Below are 20,492 nucleotides of genomic sequence, written 5' to 3' on the forward strand. Positions count from 1 at the left end.
AGCGGGACGAGCTTGCCGGCTTCGTCACGGGCGCCGGAACCAACGGCGATGATCTCGCCTTCCTGCGGCTTTTCCTTCGCCGTGTCGGGGATGATGATCCCGCCGGCAGTCTTGGATTCGGATTCAACCCGGCGTACGACCACGCGGTCATGAAGCGGGCGGAACTTCGACTTTGCCATTTTTTATTCCTCGGTGAGAATGGTGAGAATAGTTCCTCCGTCCGGCGGCGCCGGACAAACCTATAAGCCCGGCGGCGCCGGACCTACGCTTAGCACTCACCAATGGCGAGTGCTAACGTGGCGGTGAGATAAGCCGGTGGCTGGCGAGAGTCAAGGCGCTGAGTGAGCTGATCGACAGCCGCAGCCTGCTTCGAACTGATACTTGACTGAGTCAACTAAATGGTTGATCTTGTGCGGGCAGGAGGATGCCATGACGAGTCATCATCAACCCGGCAGGGAGCGGATCGATGCAGTGCGGGGCTTCAACCGCTTTTACACCCGCCAGATCGGGTTGCTCGACGAAGGGCTGCTGAAAAGCGCCTTCTCGCTGACCGAGGCCCGGGTGCTCTATGAACTGGCGCATCGCGATGGCCCGACCGCCACCGATCTTGCGCGCGATCTCGGTCTCGACCCCGGCTATCTCAGCCGGTTGCTGAAAAAATTCGAGGAGCGCGGCCTGGTCGAGCGCGTGGCGACGCAAGCCGATGCTCGGCGCTCGTCGATTGCACTGACGCCGGCGGGAAGAGCGGCGTTCGCGCCGCTGAACCAGGGTTCGCACGATCAGGTCGCGGCCCTGCTCGACCGGCTTTCCGCACCGGAGCAGGACAGGCTGGTCAAGGCGATGCAGACGGTGCAGCGCCTGCTGGGCGAGAGTGCAGAGCCCAGGGTCCCTTACATGCTGCGGTCCTTGCAGGTCGGCGACATCGGCTGGATCATCCATCGCCAGGGCCTGCTCTATGCGCAGGAATATGGCTGGGACGAAACTTATGAGGCGCTGGTCGCCGAAATCCTCGGCGCCTTCGTCAAATCCTACGATCCGAAATGGGAACGCAGCTGGATCGCCGAGCGGGAAGGGGAAGTCGTCGGCTCGGTCTTTCTCGTGCGCCAGTCGGACGCGGTGGCGAAGCTGCGCCTGCTCTATGTCGAACCCTCGGCGCGCGGTCTCGGCATCGGCAGGCGGCTGGTCGAGGAATGCATCGGCTTTGTCCGTGCCAAGGGCTACAAGAAATTGACGCTGTGGACCAACGACGTGCTCACCTCAGCGCGCCGCATCTACGAGGCGGCCGGGTTCAAGCTGGCCAATCAGGAACGCCACCACGCCTTCGGCAAGAATCTGGTCGGCCAGAACTGGAACCTGGAGTTGTAGCATTTTTCCCTTCTCCCCTTGTGGGAGAAGGTGGATCGGCGCGCAGCGCCGAGACGGATGAGGGGTGTTGGCCGGAGTGCCGGCGGTGCCAAGCTGGAGCACCCCTCATCCGACCGAGCTTCGCTCGGCCACCTTCTCCCACAAGGGGAGAAGGCAAGATAAGGCGGAGGCCCTTCCTCACCCTTTGACCGGTATCCAGATTTCCAGCCCGCCATTGCCGCTGCGCGGATCGAATTCGGGGCCGTAGCGCTCGAACTCGGGCGCGTCGGCAATCTTGTGCCCGGAGGCAGGCAGCCATTTGTTCCAGATCGTGTTGACCGTGCGGCGGATGGTCGAGATGTGGTCACGATGGGCGAACACGGCGTATTTCTGCGCCGGCACGCGTACGCGCGAAAACTCCTTCGGCAGGTCCGAAAAATCGGACACCTCGACGCCGGCGATATACTCGAAATTGCCTGCATCGTCGCCGTTGACGCAGACGCCATAGGCGATGTCGCCGACCTCGCCTGGAATGTTGCCGATATAGGGGCCGAACCTTTGCCACTGCATCGGGATGCCGGCGCTGGTTTCGCAGCTGTAGCGCTCGCCGAGACCGGCGATGAGGAATGGCCGGCTGGTTTCGAAACGCGGCGGCTCGAGATTGGTGAGGAAGGACTGGTCCATCAGGATCGGCTCCACGAGATCGAGGTTTTTGAGCGAGCCTTGCGCGCGCACCAGTTCCGGCGTGGTGCCGAACTGGTCGCGGAAGGCACGGGTGAAAGCCTCATGCGAGGCATAGCCGGCGTCGAGCGCGACCGAGAGGATGTCCGGTGCGCCGGCGGCGAGCCTGCGCGCCGCCTCGGTCAGCCGGCGAGAACGCAGGTAGCCCATCACCGAACGGCCGGTCGCCGCGCCGAAAGCCCGCGTCACGTGAAAGCGCGACACGCCGCTGCTGTTGGCGACATCGTCGAGGGAGATGGCCTCCGGCAGATGGCTTTCGACGAACCACAGCGCTTTCTCGGTCGGGTTCATATGGCTCCTTGCTGTGGGACTGCGCATTGGCCAGGTCATGGTATCGCTTCCTGGTGGAGGCAGTTTGATCGAAATTGCGCACCGCGCAATGCGACGCTGGTCGGCAAGTCGAAGGCGTTGGGCGAAGGGCTTGACGGGAGCAGGCGTTGTCTTTTAAGTAGTAACGTTATTACATTACGGGATTCGGTATGCTCGTTCTGACAAGACCATTGCTCGCGGGGCACTCCGAACCCCGGAAACTTATTGCGCTGGGATTGGCGGAAAACTAGGGTGGCTGACTGATGGTCCTCAAGCCGAAAGGCGAGGGGTGAAAAGGGAACACGGTGAGATCTTCGGATCGAGGCCGTGGCTGCCCCCGCAACTGTAAGCGGCGAGCAAAATCCGAAAATGCCACTGGCCGGCAAGGCTGGGAAGGCAGGATGGCGCAAGGACCCGCGAGCCAGGAGACCTGCCATCGCACGAGTTGACCGGACGGGGTGTGCCGGGAGGAGACGTGGACATCGGTCTTGTTGGCCGGTCCAGCTTCCTTCCGTCGCCATTGAGAAAGTGACGGTAAGTTGGACGCCTGCCAGCCTCTTCTTGAAGCGCGTGAACTGAGCGCCACGGCGAATGGCCAGCGCCTGGTCAGTGCGGTCAGCCTTTCGGTCGCGGCGGGAGACCGCCTCGCTATCATCGGCCCCAACGGCGCCGGCAAGACGACGCTGCTGCGCATGCTTTGCGGCACGCTGCGGCCGAGCGCGGGAGATGTGAGATTTTCCGGACGCCGGCTGGAGACGTTTCCGGCCGCCGAGCGGGCGCTGCACATGGCGGTCGTCGGCCAGACCGATCAGCCCGATCCGCGGCTTGCCGTGATCGACTACGTCGGACTTGGGCGGGTCCCGCATGCCGGCTGGCGACGCAGGAGCGAGCAACGCGACGTCGTCGTCGAAGCGCTTCGCAGAACCGGCCTGCTGCCGCTGCTCGGCCGCACGATCGGCTCGCTGTCGGGTGGTGAGCGGCAACGCGCCCAGCTGGCGCGCGCCGTCGCCCAGGAGCCGAAAATCCTGTTCCTCGATGAACCGACCAATCATCTCGATCCGCGCGCCCGCAGCGAACTTCTCGAACTCGTGTCGCAGCTTGGCATGACCGTCGTGGCGGTGCTGCATGATCTGTCGCTGGTCACGCCATTTGCCACCAGGGTCGCGGTGATGAACGAGGCCCGCCTGCAGGCACTCGCCGGTCCGCGCGAGGCGCTGACCAAGCAGTTGATCCGCGAGATTTTCGGCGTCGACGTGCTTCGGCTGCGCCATCCGACCGAAGACCGCGAACTCACGGTGTTCGAAGTCCCGAACCGTGCCTCTTCTGATCTAACCAAGGAGCAACACCCGTGAAACGCCTCGCATTGCCTTTTGCCTCTCTCCTGCTTGCCCAGACCGCCTTCGCTTTCCCGGTAACAGTCGACAGCTGCGGCACGCCGCTGACGTTCGACGCCGCGCCGAAGCGCGCCGTCATCCAGGATATGAACATGGCCGAGATGGCCTTCGCGCTGGGGCTGCAACCGTCGATCGTCGGCCTGACCGGCATCACCGGATGGTACAACGTCGGTCCGGAATTCAAGGCCGGGCAGGGCGCGATTCCGGAACTTGCGCCGAAATACCCGACGCTCGAAAACCTGGTTGCAGTCGAGCCCGATTTCTTCTTCGCCGGCTGGTATTACGGCATGAAGCCGGGCGGCGAGGTAACGCCAGATACGCTGGCGCCGCACGGCATCAAGACGCTGGTGCTGACGGAAAGCTGCATCCATCTCGACAACAACCGCCCCGCCGCCTCGATGGACCTGCTCTACGGCGACATCGAAAAGCTGGGCAGGATTTTCGGCAAGGAAGCCGAGGCGAAAAAACTCGTTTCAGGCTGGAAAGCGCAACTCGCCGATATCACGGCAAAGGTCGGCGACCGCGAGGGGACGCGGGTGTTTCTCTACGACTCCGGCGAAGACAAACCCTTCACATCAGGCAAGTTCGCGATCCCCAGCGCCATGATCGCCGCTGCCGGCGGCGACAACATCATGGCCGACATGCAGACGAGTTGGGGCAACACGGACTGGGAAACGGTCGCTTCCCGCAATCCGCAGTTCCTGATCCTGCTCGACTATCAGGACGGCGGCGGTTACAGGAAACTGCTCGACTTCCTCAAAGTCCATCCGGCAATGAAGGAGACCGATGCGGTCAGGAACGAGCGCTTCGTCGCGCTGCGCTATGCCGAATTGACCCCCGGACCTGCCAACATCGAGGCGATCGGCAAGATCGCCGGCGCGATGCACCCGGAAGCCTTCTGAGCTTGCGCCACAGGGCGTTCGAATTGGCCATGGCAGCAGGAGTGGCAGCAATCGCCGCTCTTGCTCTGCTGTCGATCGCCTATGGATCGACGGTCATAGCGTTGAGCGACGTGATTGCTGCGCTCGGACATGCGGCCGGGTTGGACGGAGATCTCGTGCCCGGTCCGGTGGGCAATATCCCGGTCGGCAATATCCCGGTCGCCAAGATAATTGTCGATCTCAGGCTGCCGCGCACGATCATGGCGATCTGTGTCGGCGCCGGGCTGGGCGTCATCGGCGCGCTGCTGCAGACGGTAACCCGAAACGATCTCGCCGATCCGTTCCTGTTCGGGCTGTCCTCCGGTGCCGGGGCAGGCGCTGTTTCCGTCATCACCATTTTTGGCGACCGTTTCGGCATCTGGACGTTGCCGGTTGCTGCCTTCACCGGCGGCATATTGGCCGCCGGCATCGTGCTTTTGCTGGTTTCGCGGGTGAGGGGGCAAGGCCCCGAACGGCTGATACTGGCCGGGCTTGCCGTCTCGTCATGTTCATCGCCCTGACCAACTATCTCGTCTTCGCCGGAGACCAGCGCGCCGCTCACTCGGTATTGTTCTGGACCATGGGCGGGCTCGGCCTGGCGCGATGGGACAATGTCGGGCTGGCTGCTCTTGGCGCGGGCACCATTCTTGCTTATGGCCTGTGGAACCATCGCAAGCTCGACGCCTTCCTGGCCGGCGAGAATGCTGCCGAAAGCCTGGGCGTGCCGGTTGTGCGGATGCGCAGGACGGCGTTTCTCGTCGCTGCCTTCTCGACGGCGATCCTGGTCTCGGTCGCAGGTGTCATCGGTTTCGTCGGGCTGATGATCCCGCATCTGTCCCGGCCCCTGGCCGGCCCGTTGCATCTGCGCCTGATTGCAAGCTGTGCCCTCTTCGGAGCGATGCTGCTGCTGACAAGCGATCTTCTGGCGCGCACGCTGCTGCCGCCGCAGGAACTGCCGATCGGCATCATCACCAGTTCGGTCGGCGCTTTCTTCGTGGTCACCATGCTCATTCGCAATCGTTCATGATGGGCTGCCATGCACACTTGCCGGCTTCTGGCACAATGCCGCGTCTTGAATAGTGAGCACGCTTATAATATATGCCGCTCATGGTTTCCGACGGCATCGACAGATTGGGTTTTTTGATCCACGACGTGCAGCGCCTGATGCGCAAGCGCTTCGAGGCGCGCGCCAGCGGGCTCGGCCTTTCCTCGGCGCAATGGCGGCTGATGGTCCGCGTCGCCAAGGAAGAAGGCATCACCCAGGCCCGGCTCGCCGAGCTTCTCGAGATCGAGCCGATCAGCGTGTCGCGCCTGGTCGACCGCATGGAGGAGGGCGGCTGGATCGAGCGCCGCGCCGATGCCGCCGACCGCCGCGTCCGCATGATCTTCCCGACCGCCAAGGCGAGCCAGGCCTACGCTGAGATCAAGAGCCTTGCTGGCGAAGTCTATGAAGAATCGCTGGCCGGCGTGTCGCCGCAAGATCGTCGCGTCCTGATCAAGGCACTGGAGACGATGACCAGGAACCTGGCGGACGGCGAGCCGGCGCCGGGCGAAAATGTCGAGAGTGGCGAAAAAGTCGAGAGTGCAGAAGGCGCAGCAGCATGAACGCGGTAGCCAAGGTAGATGAGAATGCGACCAAGCTGGAGTTGGAAGCTCCCGCGCAGCCGGCGGCAACTCCGGTTACGGCCGCTCCGCAGCTAGCGCCGGCGCCGGTGGCGCCGAAGAAGAAGCGCCGTGCCGGCCGCATGCTTTTGATGTCGGCGCTCCCGGTGGCGCTGATCGCCGGCGGCAGCTACGTCTGGGTGACCGGCGGCCGTTACCAGGAGACCGAGAACGCCAATCTGCAGCAGGCCAAGGTCACGATCGCCGCCGATACGGCCGGCCGCATCGTCCAAGTCGACATTTTCGACAACCAGTCCGTCAAGCAGGGCGACGTGCTGTTCGCCATCGATGCCGAGCCTTACCGGATCGCATTGGCCCAAGCTGACGCGGCGGTGGCCGGCGCGCGCCTCAATGTCGAGCAGCTGCGTGCGGCCTATAGCCAGGCGGAAGCGCAGGAGAAGTCGGACGCCAGCCAGGTCGACTATGCGCAGTCGCAATACGACCGGGCCGCCGACCTGGCCCGCAAGGGCATCAACGCCGAGTCGTCGCTGGACGAGGCCAGGAACGATCTCGACAAGGCCAAGCAGCAATTGGCCGTGGCCGAACAGGGCATCCTCAGCGCCAAGGCGGGCCTTGGCGGCAATCCCGATATCGAGACCGACAGGCATCCGACCGTGATGGCGGCGCTCGCCACGCGCGACAAGGCTGCCTACGATTTGGCGCAGACCACGGTGAGGGCGCCGGCCGACGGCATCATCAGCCAGGCTGCCTCGTTCAAGGTCGGCCAGTATGTCGGCTCGGGTACGCCGCTGTTTTCGCTGGTCGAGACCGGCGATACCTGGATCGATGCCAATTTCAAGGAAACCCAGCTCACCAATATGAAGCCCGGCCAGACGGCTGAAATCGTGGTCGACACCTACCCGGGCCGGACGTTCGAAGCCACCGTCAAGGCGATCGGCGCTGGCACCGGAGCCGAGTTCTCGCTGTTGCCCGCCCAGAACGCCACCGGCAACTGGGTCAAGGTCACCCAGCGCATTCCGGTGCGCCTGCAGCTGGCCGATGCCGACGCCAGGATGGCGCTGCGCACCGGCATGAGCGCGACCGTCACGGTGGACACCGGCGTTTCCCGCGGGCTTCCGAGCATCTTCGGCCACGCCGCGGCGGGTGAAGCGCAATAGACGCCTCAACGTCATGAGCACGCCAGAAGCCTTTCGCGAAGTGCCGCATCGCGGCCTGATCACCATTGCGATCATGCTGGCGACAGTCATGCAGGTGCTCGACACCACCATCGCCAATGTCGCTCTGCCGTCGATGGTCGGCGACCTTGGCGCGTCGGCCGACACCATCAACTGGGTGCTGACCTCCTACATCGTTGCCGCCGCCATCGTGACGCCGGTGACCGGCTGGCTGGCCGACCGCTTCGGGCGCAAGGAGCTGTTCCTGACGGCGGTGGTCGGCTTCGTCGTCTTCTCCATGCTATGCGGCGTGGCATGGAGCCTGGAGACCATGGTGCTGTTCCGCCTGATGCAGGGCGTGTTCGGCGCGGCGATCGTGCCGCTGTCGCAGACCTTCCTGCTCGACATCAACCCGAAGGAACGCCACGGCCAGGCGATGGCGATCTGGGGCGCCGGCATCATGGTCGGGCCGATCATCGGCCCGACGCTGGGTGGCTGGCTGACCGAGAGCTTCAACTGGCGCTGGGTGTTCTTCATCAACCTGCCGATTGGCATCATCGCCTTTCTCGGCATGGCCGCCTACCTGCCGAACATCGCCAGACGCGTGCGCGGCTTCGATTTCTTCGGCTTTGCCATGCTCTCGCTCGGCGTCGGCGCGCTGCAGCTCATGCTCGACCGTGGCGGCGATGCCGACTGGTTCTCCTCGGCCGAGATCTGGATCGAGCTTGGCCTCGCCATTTCAGGTTTCTGGATGTTCACCATTCATCTGCTGAGCGCCGAAAACCCGTTCATCGACCCGAAGATATTCCTGGACCGCAATTTCGCGACCGGACTGGTCTTCATTTTCATCATCGGCGTCATCCTTCTGGCCAGCCTGGCGCTGCTGCCGCCGATGCTGTCGACGATCTTCGGCTACCCGACCATCACCACCGGCGTGGTGATGGCGCCGCGCGGCGTCGGCACGATGATCTCGATGCTCGTCGTCGGGCGCATCATGCACAGGATCGATGCCAGGCTGCTGGTGATGATCGGACTGGGGCTCACGGCGCAGTCGCTTTACACGATGTCGGGCTTCTCGCCGCAGATGGACAACTGGCTAATCCTGACTTCGGGCGTCATTCAGGGCCTCGGGCTGGGCCTGGTCTTCGTGCCGCTCTCCACCATTGCCTTTGCCACGCTCGATGTGCGCTTCCGCACCGACGCCACGGCGCTGTTTTCCCTGGTGCGCAACATCGGCTCGTCGATCGGCATCTCGATCGTTTCGGTCATGCTGGTGCGCAACACGCAGATCAACCACGCCGAGCTCTCGGCCTATATCAATCCGTTCAACCCCAACCTGTGGGCGGCCTCGCCGGCGGCGGCGGGCGGCGATCCGGCGGCGCTGTCGCAGATCGACGGACTGGTCAACCAGCAGTCGCTGATGATCTCCTACATCAACGACTTCAAGCTGATGATGGTGGTGACGCTGGTGGCTTTCCCGCTGGTCCTCCTGCTGCGCAAGCCGCAGAAGGCTTCAGCGGCTGCACCCGCCGCGCCTATGGACTGACCTCTGGGACCGGCGCAGCGGGCCGAACCGCCTGCCGAGATTTCACCGGCAGGATCGGCCATCATGTGCGATGGTTCTGCATCCGATGCCAAAGCCGAAGTCGTGACCAGAGAAACGGCACTCAAATTTTGGCTATCCATGCCCCGGTCGGCATCGACCCGGTTCACACGCCATTAGTATATCTGGACCACTATGCGGTCGCTTAGCTTGCAGCGAGCTTTCCTTGCTTTGCGCCAGGCGCCGAACCGGAGGAACTGTGTTTGGTCACGAAACCATCGAGGCAAGCCGCCCAGGCGCCCGAACCGACCGAGCATGCCACGCTGGCCAAACTGGCGGGCTCCTCGTACGAGACGCTCGAGCGCGAACTCAGGGCTACGATCGCAACACTTGAGCAACAGGCGCTGCGATTCGAGACGGCGATCGACAACATCTCGCAAGGCATCTGCTTTTTCGACGCCGCTGAACGGCTGATCCTGTGCAACCGCCGCTATGCGGAAATTTACCGCATCGCACCCGAACACTTGCGTCCCGGCCGGACGCTGGGCGAAATCGTCGAACGCCGCATCGCTGCCGGGACTTCCGCGATGGCCAGCGACGCTTATCTCGCATTCGCCCGGGCGGTCAATTCGGGCACGACCTTGAGAAACTGGACCGCCAATCTCACCGACGGCCGGACAATTCAGATCTGCCATCAGCCGATGCCTGACGGCGGATGGGTGGCCACGCATGAGGACATAACGGAGCTCACCGCCAATCGCCTGATCGTCGACGAGCGCATCTCGCTGCAAACGCTGATCGACTGGGTGCCCGACTACCTGTGGGTGAAGGACACCGAAAGCCGCTTCGTCGTCGCCAACAGGGCCATTGCTTCCGACAGCGGCAAGGCCAAAACCAGTGACATGATCGGTTTGACCGATTTCGATCTTCATGCCCCCGAGCTTGCGCAGAAGTTTCGCGCCATCGAGCAAGGCGTGCTGCGCAGCGGACAGCCGATGATCGATGAGGAAGAGTTCGTTGTCGATGCGTCAGGCGCCGGCAAATGGTTTTCGTCGACGAAGGTGCCGTTGCGCAATGTTCAAAACGATATCTTCGGTCTGGTCGGCATCGCCCACGACATCACCGCCCGCAAGCAGGCGGACACCCTTCGAGACGGGCAGGCGCAGATACTGGAAATGATCGCGACGAGCGCCCCGCTCGAAGATGTGCTCGACTGCCTCATGCGCCTCGCCGAGTCTCAGTTGACGGGAATATTCGGTTCCGTCCTGTTGCTCGACAAGGATGGCAGCCACTTGCGGCACGGCGCCGCGCCGAGCTTGGCAAAGGCCTATACGAGCGCCATCGACGGGATCGCCGTCGGCCCCAAAATGGGATCCTGCGGAACCGCTGCCTTCCGGCGCGAGCCGGTCATTGTCGCGGACATCATGCACGACCCGCTTTGGCACGATCACTGCGAATTGGCGGCGGCCTATGGCTACCGTTCGTGCTGGTCGACCCCGATCCTGTCGCACCAGGGCGCTGTGCTGGGCATCTTTGCCATGTACTCGACGACCGTGCGCGGGCCGACCGCGGCCGAGACCCGGCTCATCGATTTCACGACGCGTATTGCCGGGATCGCCATCGAGCGCAAGCTGGCCGAAGATCGGATCCACTTCATGGCCAACCATGATGTGCTGACCGGACTGCCCAATCGCGCTCTGCTCGAGGACCGGCTTTCGCAGGCGATCCTCTACGCGCAGCGATACGATCGCTGGGTGACGGTGGTGTTCATCGATCTGGACAATTTCAAACTCGTCAACGACACGCTTGGCCACAATGCCGGGGACGAGCTGTTGAAGACCGTAGCTGGCCGTATCGTCGAGCGCGTAAGGGCGACCGATACGGTCGTGCGGCTTGGTGGCGACGAATTCGTCGTCGTTCTGTTCGATCAACCGACGAATGTCGATCTCATCTCCGAGACCCTGCAAGCCATTCGGGCGGCGATTGCAGAGCCGGTTCAGCTCGGAGCACATCGGCTGAGGGCGACGGCCAGTATCGGCATCGCCAGCTACCCCAAGGATGGGACCAACCCCGACACGCTGCTGGCCAATGCCGATGCGGCCATGTATCGCGCCAAGGAATTCGGCCGCGACAATTTCCAGTTCTACGCTCCCGAATTCAACACCAGAGCGCATGAGAAGTTCGTGCTTCAGGAGGACTTGCGTAACGCCCTGGCCCGTTCGGAATTCACGCTGTTCTACCAGCCGCAAGTCGATCTTCGGTCGGGCCACGTCTTTGCCGTCGAAGCATTAATACGCTGGAATCATCCGACGCGGGGCATGTTGGCACCGACCGCCTTCATTCCGACGGCCGAGGAGACAAGTCTGATCGTGCCGATCGGCGATTGGGTCCTGCACGAGGCCTGTCGGCAGAACAAGGCATGGCAGGATGCCGGCCTGCCGCCGATGACCGTCTGCGTGAATGTGTCGACGCGGCAATTCAGGGAAAAAAACCTGATCGGCCGCGTCGCCGATGCCCTGAAAGTCAGCGGTCTGGAGGCCAGATATCTCGAGCTGGAGGTGACCGAAAGCCTGATCATGCAGGATATCGACCTGGCGGTCGCAACGATGAATCAGCTGCAAAACCTGGGCGTTCAGATCTCGATCGACGATTTCGGAACAGGCTACTCCAGCCTCAGTGCGCTCAAGTCCTTTCCAGTGGCGCGGCTGAAAATCGACAAGTCGTTCATCAACGATATCGCTGCTGACGAAAACGACCAGGCTGTTGCCAGCGCCGTAATATCATTGGGTCAAAATCTGAATCTGAGGGTCATTGCCGAGGGCGTCGAGACGGACGATCAGGTGGCCTTCCTGCGCAAGAACAACTGCGATGAAATGCAGGGCTATCATTTCAGCGAACCGGTTTCGGCCCCCGACATCGAGAAAATGCTCAGTGGCGAACCCATGGATTGATGGGTCGATCATGATCTCCTCAGCCAAGGCGGCATTGCCGCCAGCGCCGATTGCCCTGTGCCCGCGTTGCTATTTGCCCAGGACAAGGCTCCAGTAACGCCGCGAGCTGTCGCGGCCGTCCCGCACATAGGCCAGACCGAAGCGGGTGAAGCGCGGGTCGAGCATGTTGCGGCGGTGGCCGGCCGAATGCATCCAGATGTCGAACAGCTTCTGCTGATCGAAACGGCCCTCGGCGATGTTTTCGGCGGCAGCACCGGCAATGCCGTTGCCCTTGACGCGCAAGGCAAATCCCTTGCCCCAGCCGGTCGAGTGGGTCATGCGGCCGCCGCGCGCCATATAGCCGGACTGCTGCAGGGCTGCCTGTTCGAGCTTAGGGTCGGGGACAAGCGGTTCGAGCCCGGCTGAGGCGCGGATGCCCGCCAGCGTGCCGACGGCGGAGGCGGAGACCCCGGCGCCTTCGCCGGTGGGCAGCACAGTGGCACAAGCGGCAAGCCCGGCCAGCGCGGCAAGGCCGATGGCCCTAAGCAGCATTCGCCTGTTTGGCGTCGGGCGCGTTTCGTCAGGGCGGGGTTCTAGGGATGGTTGATTGGCGGTGTCGGCGAGCGTCATGCCTGCCTGACATAGCGGCAATAGTGGCTTTTGCCGGGCAGGCGTTCAGAAATCTCGCTCGCTGCCCCCTTAGCCGTCCGCGAACCCCGCTGATGCGCGCTGCGGCGTGATAGTCTCCAAGCTTGCCGCCCAACCACCGCCGGTAGCCGCATTGCTCAAGGGCGCTCCCGGCGGCTATCTGGCAGACACCTGGCTGATCCCGGTATCGATCCAGGCACGCGTCTGTTCCAGAACTTCATCCGAAAGCGCGGGATCGTCGATAGCCCGGGCGAGGATCACTGCCCCCACCATCGCTGCCCAGCATCCGATCGCTGTGCGGCGTCTGTCTGCCGGATCCAACTCCGGCAGCGCCTTGCCGATACGGTCGATCTGCGAGCGAAGGCCTTCGGTCATGGCCGAGCGTGCAGCCGGGGTCTGATGGCGGATGTCCGCAACAAGGCCCGCTGTCGGGCAACCACCGGCGGCATTGTCGCGATGCCGGGGCGAAAGATAGGCATCTGCATAGGCGCGAAGGTCGCCCCCTCCGCTTGAGTCCGCGGCGAGGACATCGGCAAGGGTTTGGGCGATCAGGTCGTCCTTCGAGCTGAAATGGCCATAGAAGCCGCCATGGGTGAGCCCAGCGGCTTTCATCACCTCCGCCACGCTGACCGCGTCGAACCCCTTGTCGCGAAACAGCCGGCTGGCAACATCCAGAATTCGGCGGCGGTTCTCCGCCATCTGTTCCCGACTGACCTTCATTTCAAAATCCTCCGCCGGCGCCGTTGACATTTACATGATGGTTATCATATTTAGAATGCAATCATGATGATCGTCATGAATATAGAGTCCATCAGCGAAAAGAGCAATGCCATGACCATTCCGTCAGTCCTCATAACCGGCGCCTCCACCGGCATCGGAGCCGCCTATGCCGAGCGCTTCGCGCGCCGCGGGCACGACCTCGTGCTGGTTGCCCGTGACACGGCACGAATGGAGGCTCTGGCGGCCCGTCTAAGTCAGGAAAATGGCGTGGCGATCGACATCATCCAGGCTGATCTTACGCAGGCTGCCGAGCTTGCAACGGTAGAGACGAGGCTGCGCGAAGACGCCCGCATCGGGATCCTCGTCAACAATGCCGGAACGGCCATCGGCGGAAGCTTTATCGAGCAGAGCACCGACGACGTCGCGCGGCTGGTCGCGCTCAACACCACCGCGCTTCTGCGGCTAGCCAGCGCCATCGCCCCGCGTCTTGCGGCGGCCGGCGAAGGGGCGATCGTCAACATCGGCTCCGTGGTCGGCCTGGCGCCGGAGTTCGGCATGACGGTCTACGGCGCAACCAAAGCCTTCGTGCTGTTTTTGTCGCAGGGACTCAGCCTCGAGCTCGCGCCGAAGGGTGTCTACGTCCAGGCCGTGCTTCCCGCTACGACGCGAACGGAGATCTGGGGACATATCGGGGCCGACGTCAACACGCTTTCCAGCGTGATGGAGGTCGACGATCTGGTGGATGCGGCGCTGGTCGGCTTCGACCGCCGCGAGTTGGTGACCATCCCGCCGCTACCCGATGCCGGGCAGTGGGATGCGCTTCAGGCCGCACGCCAGGCCATGCTTCCGAACTATCGGAACGAACATCCCGCCGAGCGGTATCGCACGGTCGCCTGAGCATCAACGAACCCGTTTCGATAAACGACCCGCCGCGGCGGGGACAAACAAAGGTGACCTATGACGAGCAAAACGCTGTTTGAGCCCTATACTCTCGGCTCGCTGACCCTCTCCAATCGTATCGTCATGGCGCCGCTGACGCGCAATCGCGCCGGCCCGGGCTTCGTTCCAGGCGATCTCGCCGCACAGTATTACGGCCAGCGCGCGTCGGCCGGCCTGTTGATTTCCGAGGCCACGCAGATCTCGCAGCAGGGACAGGGTTACCAGGACACCCCCGGCATCTACTCCCAGGCTCAGATCGGCGGCTGGCGCAAGGTCACCGACGCCGTGCACGCCAAGGGCGGGCGGATTTTCCTGCAGCTCTGGCATGTCGGTCGCGTCTCGCACGTCGACCTGCAGGAGAACGGCGCCGCGCCTGTCGCGCCCTCGGCGATCCGGGCCGCGACCAAGACCTTCGTCGGCAACGGCTTTGTCGACGTTTCGGAGCCCCGCGCACTCCAACTGGATGAATTGCCGGGCATCGTGGAGGATTTCCGCAAAGCAGCTGCGAACGCCATCGAGGCCGGCTTCGATGGCGTCGAGATTCACGGCGCCAACGGCTATCTGCTGGACCAGTTCGCCAAGGACGGTGCCAACCTCCGCACGGATGCTTATGGCGGGTCGGTCGAGAACCGCGCCCGGCTGATGCTGGAGGTGGCGACTGCGGTGGTCGAGGAGATCGGCGCTGAGCGCACCGGCATCCGGATTTCGCCGATCTCGCCCGCCAACGGCGTCTCGAGCAGCGCTCCCCAGGCGCAGTTTGACTATATCGTCGATCAACTCGATGCTTTGGGCATCGTCTACATCCATGTCGTCGAGGGCGCCACGGGCGGATCGCGCGATGTCGCGCCGTTCGACTTCGGATCGCTCCGTCGGCGCTTCAACAACACCTATATCGCCAATAACGGCTATGACCTCGAGCTCGCCGCGTCGCGGCTCGCCGAGGGCAAGGCGGATCTGTTCGCCTTCGGGCGCCCGTTCATCGCCAATCCCGACCTTGTGGAACGGCTGCAGACGCGCGCGCCGCTGGCCACGTTCGATCAGGCGACGCTCTATGGCGGCGGCTCCGCCGGCTATACCGACTATCCCGCGATCGCCGCTCCAGGCCGGCCATGAGCCAATGGAGCGCCGCGCCCGCGCGGCCATAGTTGTGTGCGTCAAGTTCTGCAAAAATGGCGTGGCATTCAGCGGTGACGGTGGCGGCAAGGCCGCCTGCCTGACATAAGCGCAATCCTGGCGGCCAAATAAACCGGGCGTGGATTGTTTCCACGCCCGATCGAATCAGCGCTTGGGCAGTTCAGGCCTTCGGTATCCCAGCCAGGGGGACGACCAGCGCGTCGTCCTCCCCGTCTGCCTCCTCGAACAGATCGGCCCCGTCAGCATCCGTTTCCCGCGGCCGCGTCGAGACCAGATCCTTCAGAGAGCCACCGGCGCCGGCGATGCCAGCCTCCTTCAGGAGCGCGTCGATCAGAGACTTGTTGCCGGTGAACTTCAGCAGCTGGTCGGCCAGATCGCCCGGACCCGAACGCCCGCCTTCGCCGCCCGAGCGACCGCCCGAAAATCCCGCCGTGTCGAACACGCGGATGCTATCGATACGGCTCGCCGGCTCCATCAGCGCCTTTAATGCTTCCGGCAGCATGGTGATCCGCGCCTGCGTCAGTTCAAGCTGGATCAGCCGGTCGGAGAGCAGGTTGCGCGCTTCGTTCGTCGCGCGGATGGTCGCGGCCTCCGCCTCGCCTTCCGCGATCACGCCTTCGGCGCGGACCTTCATCGCTTCCGCCGCCGCGCGGGCTTCTACCAGCGCCGCCTCGGCGCGGTCTTCCGCCGCTGCTTTTTCGGCGCTCGCGCCAACTGTCACCGACACAGCCTCAGATTCCGCCGCTTCCTGTGCTTGCAGAACGGCGATCTGCCTGGCACGGTCGGCGATTTCGCGTTCGCGCGCCGTCTGCACCTTTTCTTCAGCCGCAACCGTCAGCGCCTCCGCCTCGCGGGCCTTGGCTTCAGCCTGGCTGGTTTCCTGGCTCTTCTTGGCGATGGCCACCGCCATGTTCTGGCGCGACAATTCAACCTCGCGCTCAGAATTGATGCGCGCCTCTTCCTTGGCGCGCTGAGCTTCCGCCGCATGCTCGGCGATCTCGCGTTCGCGCGCGATCTGGGCGGCCTGTTCGGCGAGCTTCGCCGCTTCCTCGGCCTTGGCCATTTCGGAGCGGGTGGAGGCCTGCTTGGAGACTACGTCGCGCTCCTGCTCCAGCCGCGCCTCTTCCTCTTGCCGCTTCAACGCGTACTTTTCGCGCGAGGCGTTCAGGTCCTGCTCAGCAATCGCCACTTCGGTCTTCCGCGTCACCTCGTTGCGCTCCTTGCGGCGCTGTTCGGTGATGGTGGTCAGCTTGGCCAAACCGACGGCGTCGAAGGCGTTGGTTTCGTTGAAGAACTCACGCGGCGTCTGGTCGAGGCCCGTCAACGACACCGATTCCAGCTCCAGCCCGTTCGAGCGCAGATCGGTCTCGACTGCATCCTGCACCGCCTTCACGAAGTCTGAGCGATTCTCATGCAGTTGATCGAGCGTGTTGCGCGCGGCCACAGAGCGCAGCGCGTCGACCAGCTTGGCTTCCACCAGATCCTGGATCGCCTTCGGGTCGTTGACACGGTCGCCCAGCGTTTGCGCAGCGAGGCCGATGCCGTCATCCGTGCCGTCAACGCGTACGTAAAACTCGGCACGGATATCGACGCGCATGCGGTCAGAGGTGATGAAGGCGTCCTCGCGGCGGCGGTCGACCACCAGCTTGACCGTGTTGAGCTTGACCTTCGCCAGCGCATGCAAGATGGGCAGGATCAGCGCGCCACCGTCTTTGACCACTCTGCGGCCGCCGACGCCGGTACGCACAAAGGCCTCGTCACGCTCGGCGCGCTGGTAAAGCCGCCCGAGCACAAAGCCGATCACCGCGATCACGAAGAGAACGATGCCGGCCCAGATCAGAAATTGAACTATATTGTCCATACCTTGCCCCCAGATTTGAAAGTGTTTGATGTTCGGCTTTGCCCAGAGCGCGCTCTGGCTAGATATGCTCCTCGAACGGCATTACGAGCCAGACACGACCGGGTCCCTCGGCGGCTTTCACCACCACGACCAAGGCGCCTTTCTCGATTTTCATTCCCGCGTCTGCGGGCCGCGCCCGCAGCGTATGCAATTCGCCATGCTCATCGCGCACCCGGATCGAGCCGGGCCGACCGTCATCCAGCGGCCCGAGCGTGACCGTGCCGCGACGCCCGACCAGATGATCGTGGTTGACGGCGTAGCTCTCGTCCTGCGGCAGGAGATGAGCGATCCAGCCGCCGGTGATCTTCGTGACCATCACCGCCGCCGGCGCCGCGCCAAAAGCGTAGCTCCACGCCGGCAAGGCCGGGAAGATCTGCCACAGCATGATGCCGACCATGCCGAACGTGACCAGCAGAAGCAGTATCAGGATGGCGAAGGGTACCCGACCGAAATTCAACCAATCGAATACGTCGTCCAGATGTGTGGCGTCGAGGAGGTGGTCGACCGCGCCGTCTTCGCCGCCACCATGGTCAAAATGCCCGGCTCCAACAAAGAACAGGACGATCTGCAGGACACCCAGCAACATCCCTGCCAGCAACGGATAGAGATAGAGCGCCGGCGCGTGGAGAATTTCTGCCATCGGCGCTACTTCTTACCCTTGAGTTCGCTGCGCAGAGCCGCCAGCCGGTCGTCAATGCGGCGCTGGCGCCCAAATTCTTCGAGTTCGACAAGATCGTTGTCGCGCGGCTTGCCAGCGGGCAGGTCGGTCAGCCGCGCCACGCTGGAAAGCGCGGCCGCAATGCGATCCTCTGGTGCGGGTTTGCGGAACCCGCCGCCAGCGTTGCCTGCCGTGCCCGGGTTCTGCGCCTCGCGGGCGCGACGCGCTATCTTCACCCGCTCCTCGGAATCGCGGCGGGCCGCACTTGCGGCGCTCAGCGCGCCTCGCGCTTCGTCAATGCGCACATCAACATCCTGGATCAGCTTGTCGATAGAGGCGGCCTGCGCGTCAATGTCGTCCTGACGGCCAATACCGGCCCGTGCGAGGTCTTCGCGGCCCTCTTGCAGGGCGACACGGATATTCTGGTCCAGCCCCTCGCGTTCCTCGGTCAGGTCGTCCTTCTGCAGGGTGTAGCGCTTGCGCTCGGCGATAAGCGCTGCGAGGTTGGATTTCAACTCGTCGGCGGCCTTGTCGATCTCGCGGATCGCTTGTTCGGCCACCGCCTCGGGAGCCTTCTTCTCAAGGCCGTCGATCACGGTTGCGACCAGGCCGGCGGCGAGGCGCGAAACGCGCCCGGAAATGGATTCGGTCTGCATGGCTTCGATCTCCCTGTGTTGCATGTCCGCCGACAGCGGAACGGTGAGCAGATAGGCCCCGTTATCCCGTACGAGATGGGAAAGTTGCGCTTTCTCCTGGCTATCGGAGTAGCCGGTGGCCAGGAATCCCGCGATCACACGCCCCTCAACGGTAGAAATCGAAACCTTGTCGACGCCCTTGAAGGACATGAGCTTGTCGTCAAGCGGCAGCCGGTCGGGCGACCAGGCGCCGGAGGCGTATTCGCGAATGCCATTGGTCACCAGTCGCGCCGGCAGGCCCGTCTCGGCGCGGATCGCTTCATAGGCGAGCTTCTGGAGTTCAAACGTGTTGGTGCGTTGGCTAGAGGCGGTGCGATCCAGGATGTCGTGCATGACGGCATAAGCCGCGAAAGTCATGTCGATGGCGCGTTCGCCAGCGCGGCTCAGGATCAGCTTGTAGTGCGCCGTCTTCATCTTGTTCCCCCTCCCAATCACCTAGCAAGTGATTGAGAGGAATTCAAGTGACAATCACCAAAAACGTGATTTAGTGATAGGAGGGTTAATACACGTGTGTTGTTTGGTAACCGCAGGTGTTGGCCAGTAGACCAACGTCTGGCGCTGCGCGCTCCCTGAGGTATTCGGCCCGGTCGGCTGATTCCACCCCAGCAGTTGCACAACGTATAGTTGCAATCGTCAGATTTTCCCCACTGCTTACTCCGCCGCCACCAGCCTTGGCGCCGATGAGACCCGGCCGGCCCGATCGTCCTCGGTATCTTCCCACCAGTCGCCCAAGGCGTCGATGAGCGGCACAAGCTTGAGACCCGCTGCGGTGAGATCATAGTCGACGCGTAACGGATAGCCGGCATGCGCCGTTCGCCGCACGATCCCGGCTTCCTCCAGCTTGCGCAGTTCCAGCGCCAGAATGCGGTGCGACACGGTCGGGTTGTCACGCCTCAGGTCGCTGAAGCGCTTGGTCCCGTCCTTGAGATAGTAGAGCAGCAAGGTCGGCCAGCGACCGCTGAGCACACGCATGGCCTCTTCGATCGGGCAGCTTGAGACGACATCTTTCATGGCGGATCCTGGTTACAAAATAGTGCGTAATTTACATGGGACGACCAGCGTTTAGGGTCAAGCTTCGCTGCGCAGCGTGATCCCTGAACATGGAAGAGACAAAGAAATGGAACCTATCCTCCTTTACGGCGTCCCGGCGGGAAGTTCGATGGGGCTCGTCGCTGCTTTTGAACGCTTCGGACAGCCCTACCGCCTGTGCCGCGTCGACATGCTCACTGAAATGAAGAACGACGCCTATGCCCGCATCAACGGCCGTCAGGAAACGCCGGTGATGATCACCGACGACGGCAGAGTGCTCACCGAGACCATGGCGATTGCCGCTTGGCTGGAAGCCCGCGACACGCAACGTCGCATCAGCTTCCACCCGCGCTCGCCGGAAGCCGACCGGATGCATCAGCTGATGGCTTTCGTGAACACCGGTTTCACCGCCGCTTTCACCCCGCTCTGGGCTGCCTATGAAATGGAATCGGCCGAACCGGCCGTGCTGGCGACCTTGCGTGACTTTGGCCGCCAGGCTGTTGCCGAACGCCACGACCGGCTTGAGGCGATCATCGGCGACACCGACTTTCTGGTCGGCGACCGCCTGACGCTGGCCGATACCACGCTGATCGGCGTGGCCCGTTGGGCGGAGTTCCACCAGGCGGTCGACGGCGCCGCCTGTCCCAGGCTGGCAGCGCTGCGCCACCGGATCGAAAGCGATCCGGACGTGCGATACGCGCAGGCCATCGAGGACGGCGAAACGCCGGCGGGTTCGGGTGCCTGCCTTGGCCACGTTCCGCTGGCCGAGGTGATTGAACGATTTGGTGCCTAATGCATGTCGCGCAAAAGT

18 protein-coding genes, 1 pseudogene and 1 riboswitch are annotated in these 20,492 nt (G+C 63.3%); of the genes and pseudogenes, 11 read left to right on the forward strand and 8 right to left on the reverse strand.

Features of this window, described 5'->3' with window-relative positions; all coding sequences use genetic code 11:
• On the reverse strand, positions 1–179 hold a 179-nt coding region (locus tag AC0L17_RS30680; RefSeq protein WP_352553634.1), incomplete at its 3' end, for a co-chaperone GroES.
• 250 nt (positions 180–429) lie between these two features.
• On the opposite strand from AC0L17_RS30680, the gene AC0L17_RS30685 reads away from it, so the two are divergent.
• Positions 430–1,365, forward strand: a complete 936-nt coding sequence (locus AC0L17_RS30685; RefSeq protein ID WP_473518516.1) for a bifunctional helix-turn-helix transcriptional regulator/GNAT family N-acetyltransferase — start codon at positions 430–432, stop codon at positions 1,363–1,365.
• Between the two features lie 177 nt (positions 1,366–1,542).
• Here the strand turns inward: AC0L17_RS30685 and AC0L17_RS30690 are convergent, their stop codons facing one another.
• A complete protein-coding gene (locus AC0L17_RS30690; RefSeq protein WP_473518541.1) occupies positions 1,543–2,376 on the reverse strand; it encodes an AraC family transcriptional regulator in 834 nt (277 codons plus the stop codon).
• A 265-nt stretch (positions 2,377–2,641) separates the two neighbouring features.
• Positions 2,642–2,846: riboswitch (cobalamin riboswitch) on the forward strand.
• Between the two features lie 87 nt (positions 2,847–2,933).
• Between AC0L17_RS30690 and AC0L17_RS30695 the strand changes: the two genes are divergently transcribed.
• The 7 genes and pseudogenes from AC0L17_RS30695 (at position 2,934) to AC0L17_RS30725 (ending at position 11,979) form a co-directional block, all read left to right on the forward strand.
• Positions 2,934–3,746, forward strand: coding sequence for an ABC transporter ATP-binding protein (locus AC0L17_RS30695; RefSeq protein ID WP_473518517.1), 813 nt, complete (start codon positions 2,934–2,936; stop codon positions 3,744–3,746).
• Positions 3,743–4,690 (forward strand): ABC transporter substrate-binding protein, encoded by a 948-nt coding sequence (locus AC0L17_RS30700; protein ID WP_473518518.1) that lies wholly within the window; start codon positions 3,743–3,745, stop codon positions 4,688–4,690. The genes AC0L17_RS30695 and AC0L17_RS30700 overlap by 4 nt, the downstream gene beginning before the upstream one ends.
• Positions 4,691–4,719: 29 nt before the next feature.
• Positions 4,720–5,735, forward strand: a pseudogene (locus tag AC0L17_RS30705) (FecCD family ABC transporter permease).
• Between the two features lie 80 nt (positions 5,736–5,815).
• Entirely contained in the window at positions 5,816–6,313 is a 498-nt protein-coding gene (locus tag AC0L17_RS30710; protein WP_473495045.1) for a MarR family winged helix-turn-helix transcriptional regulator, read from the forward strand.
• Positions 6,310–7,488: an HlyD family secretion protein gene (locus AC0L17_RS30715; protein ID WP_473495038.1), complete on the forward strand. Its 1,179-nt coding sequence runs from the start codon at positions 6,310–6,312 to the stop codon at positions 7,486–7,488. The genes AC0L17_RS30710 and AC0L17_RS30715 overlap by 4 nt, the downstream gene beginning before the upstream one ends.
• Positions 7,489–7,501: 13 nt before the next feature.
• Positions 7,502–9,031, forward strand: coding sequence for a DHA2 family efflux MFS transporter permease subunit (locus tag AC0L17_RS30720; protein ID WP_473518519.1), 1,530 nt, complete (start codon positions 7,502–7,504; stop codon positions 9,029–9,031).
• A 260-nt stretch (positions 9,032–9,291) separates the two neighbouring features.
• Positions 9,292–11,979: an EAL domain-containing protein gene (locus AC0L17_RS30725; protein ID WP_473518520.1), complete on the forward strand. Its 2,688-nt coding sequence runs from the start codon at positions 9,292–9,294 to the stop codon at positions 11,977–11,979.
• 69 nt (positions 11,980–12,048) lie between these two features.
• On the opposite strand, the gene AC0L17_RS30730 is transcribed toward AC0L17_RS30725, so the two are convergent.
• Both AC0L17_RS30730 and AC0L17_RS30735 read right to left on the reverse strand, forming a co-directional pair.
• Positions 12,049–12,588, reverse strand: coding sequence for a CAP domain-containing protein (locus AC0L17_RS30730; protein WP_473518521.1), 540 nt, complete (start codon positions 12,586–12,588; stop codon positions 12,049–12,051).
• Positions 12,589–12,762: 174 nt separating this feature from the next.
• Positions 12,763–13,326, reverse strand: a complete 564-nt coding sequence (locus AC0L17_RS30735; RefSeq protein ID WP_473518522.1) for a TetR/AcrR family transcriptional regulator — start codon at positions 13,324–13,326, stop codon at positions 12,763–12,765.
• Between the two features lie 75 nt (positions 13,327–13,401).
• Between AC0L17_RS30735 and AC0L17_RS30740 the strand changes: the two genes are divergently transcribed.
• Positions 13,402–14,223, forward strand: coding sequence for an SDR family NAD(P)-dependent oxidoreductase (locus AC0L17_RS30740; protein ID WP_473518523.1), 822 nt, complete (start codon positions 13,402–13,404; stop codon positions 14,221–14,223).
• 60 nt (positions 14,224–14,283) lie between these two features.
• The gene (locus AC0L17_RS30745; protein WP_473518524.1) at positions 14,284–15,378 is read left to right on the forward strand and encodes an alkene reductase; all 1,095 of its coding nucleotides are present in this window, start codon (positions 14,284–14,286) and stop codon (positions 15,376–15,378) included.
• Between the two features lie 181 nt (positions 15,379–15,559).
• On the opposite strand, the gene AC0L17_RS30750 is transcribed toward AC0L17_RS30745, so the two are convergent.
• The 4 genes from AC0L17_RS30750 to AC0L17_RS30765 form a co-directional block, all read right to left on the reverse strand.
• Positions 15,560–17,260: a flotillin family protein gene (locus AC0L17_RS30750; RefSeq protein WP_473512930.1), complete on the reverse strand. Its 1,701-nt coding sequence runs from the start codon at positions 17,258–17,260 to the stop codon at positions 15,560–15,562.
• A gap of 58 nt (positions 17,261–17,318) precedes the next feature.
• Positions 17,319–17,939 (reverse strand): OB-fold-containig protein, encoded by a 621-nt coding sequence (locus tag AC0L17_RS30755; protein WP_473518525.1) that lies wholly within the window; start codon positions 17,937–17,939, stop codon positions 17,319–17,321.
• A gap of 5 nt (positions 17,940–17,944) precedes the next feature.
• The gene (locus AC0L17_RS30760) at positions 17,945–19,066 is read right to left on the reverse strand and encodes a PspA/IM30 family protein (RefSeq protein ID WP_473518526.1); all 1,122 of its coding nucleotides are present in this window, start codon (positions 19,064–19,066) and stop codon (positions 17,945–17,947) included.
• A 237-nt stretch (positions 19,067–19,303) separates the two neighbouring features.
• Positions 19,304–19,663, reverse strand: a complete 360-nt coding sequence (locus tag AC0L17_RS30765) for a winged helix-turn-helix transcriptional regulator (RefSeq protein ID WP_023802257.1) — start codon at positions 19,661–19,663, stop codon at positions 19,304–19,306.
• A gap of 106 nt (positions 19,664–19,769) precedes the next feature.
• On the opposite strand from AC0L17_RS30765, the gene AC0L17_RS30770 reads away from it, so the two are divergent.
• Complete coding sequence (locus tag AC0L17_RS30770) at positions 19,770–20,474, forward strand: glutathione S-transferase family protein (RefSeq protein WP_473518527.1); 705 nt, start codon at positions 19,770–19,772, stop codon at positions 20,472–20,474.
• Positions 20,475–20,492: the final 18 nt, after the last annotated feature.

Source organism: Mesorhizobium sp. WSM4829 (assembly GCF_055811475.1).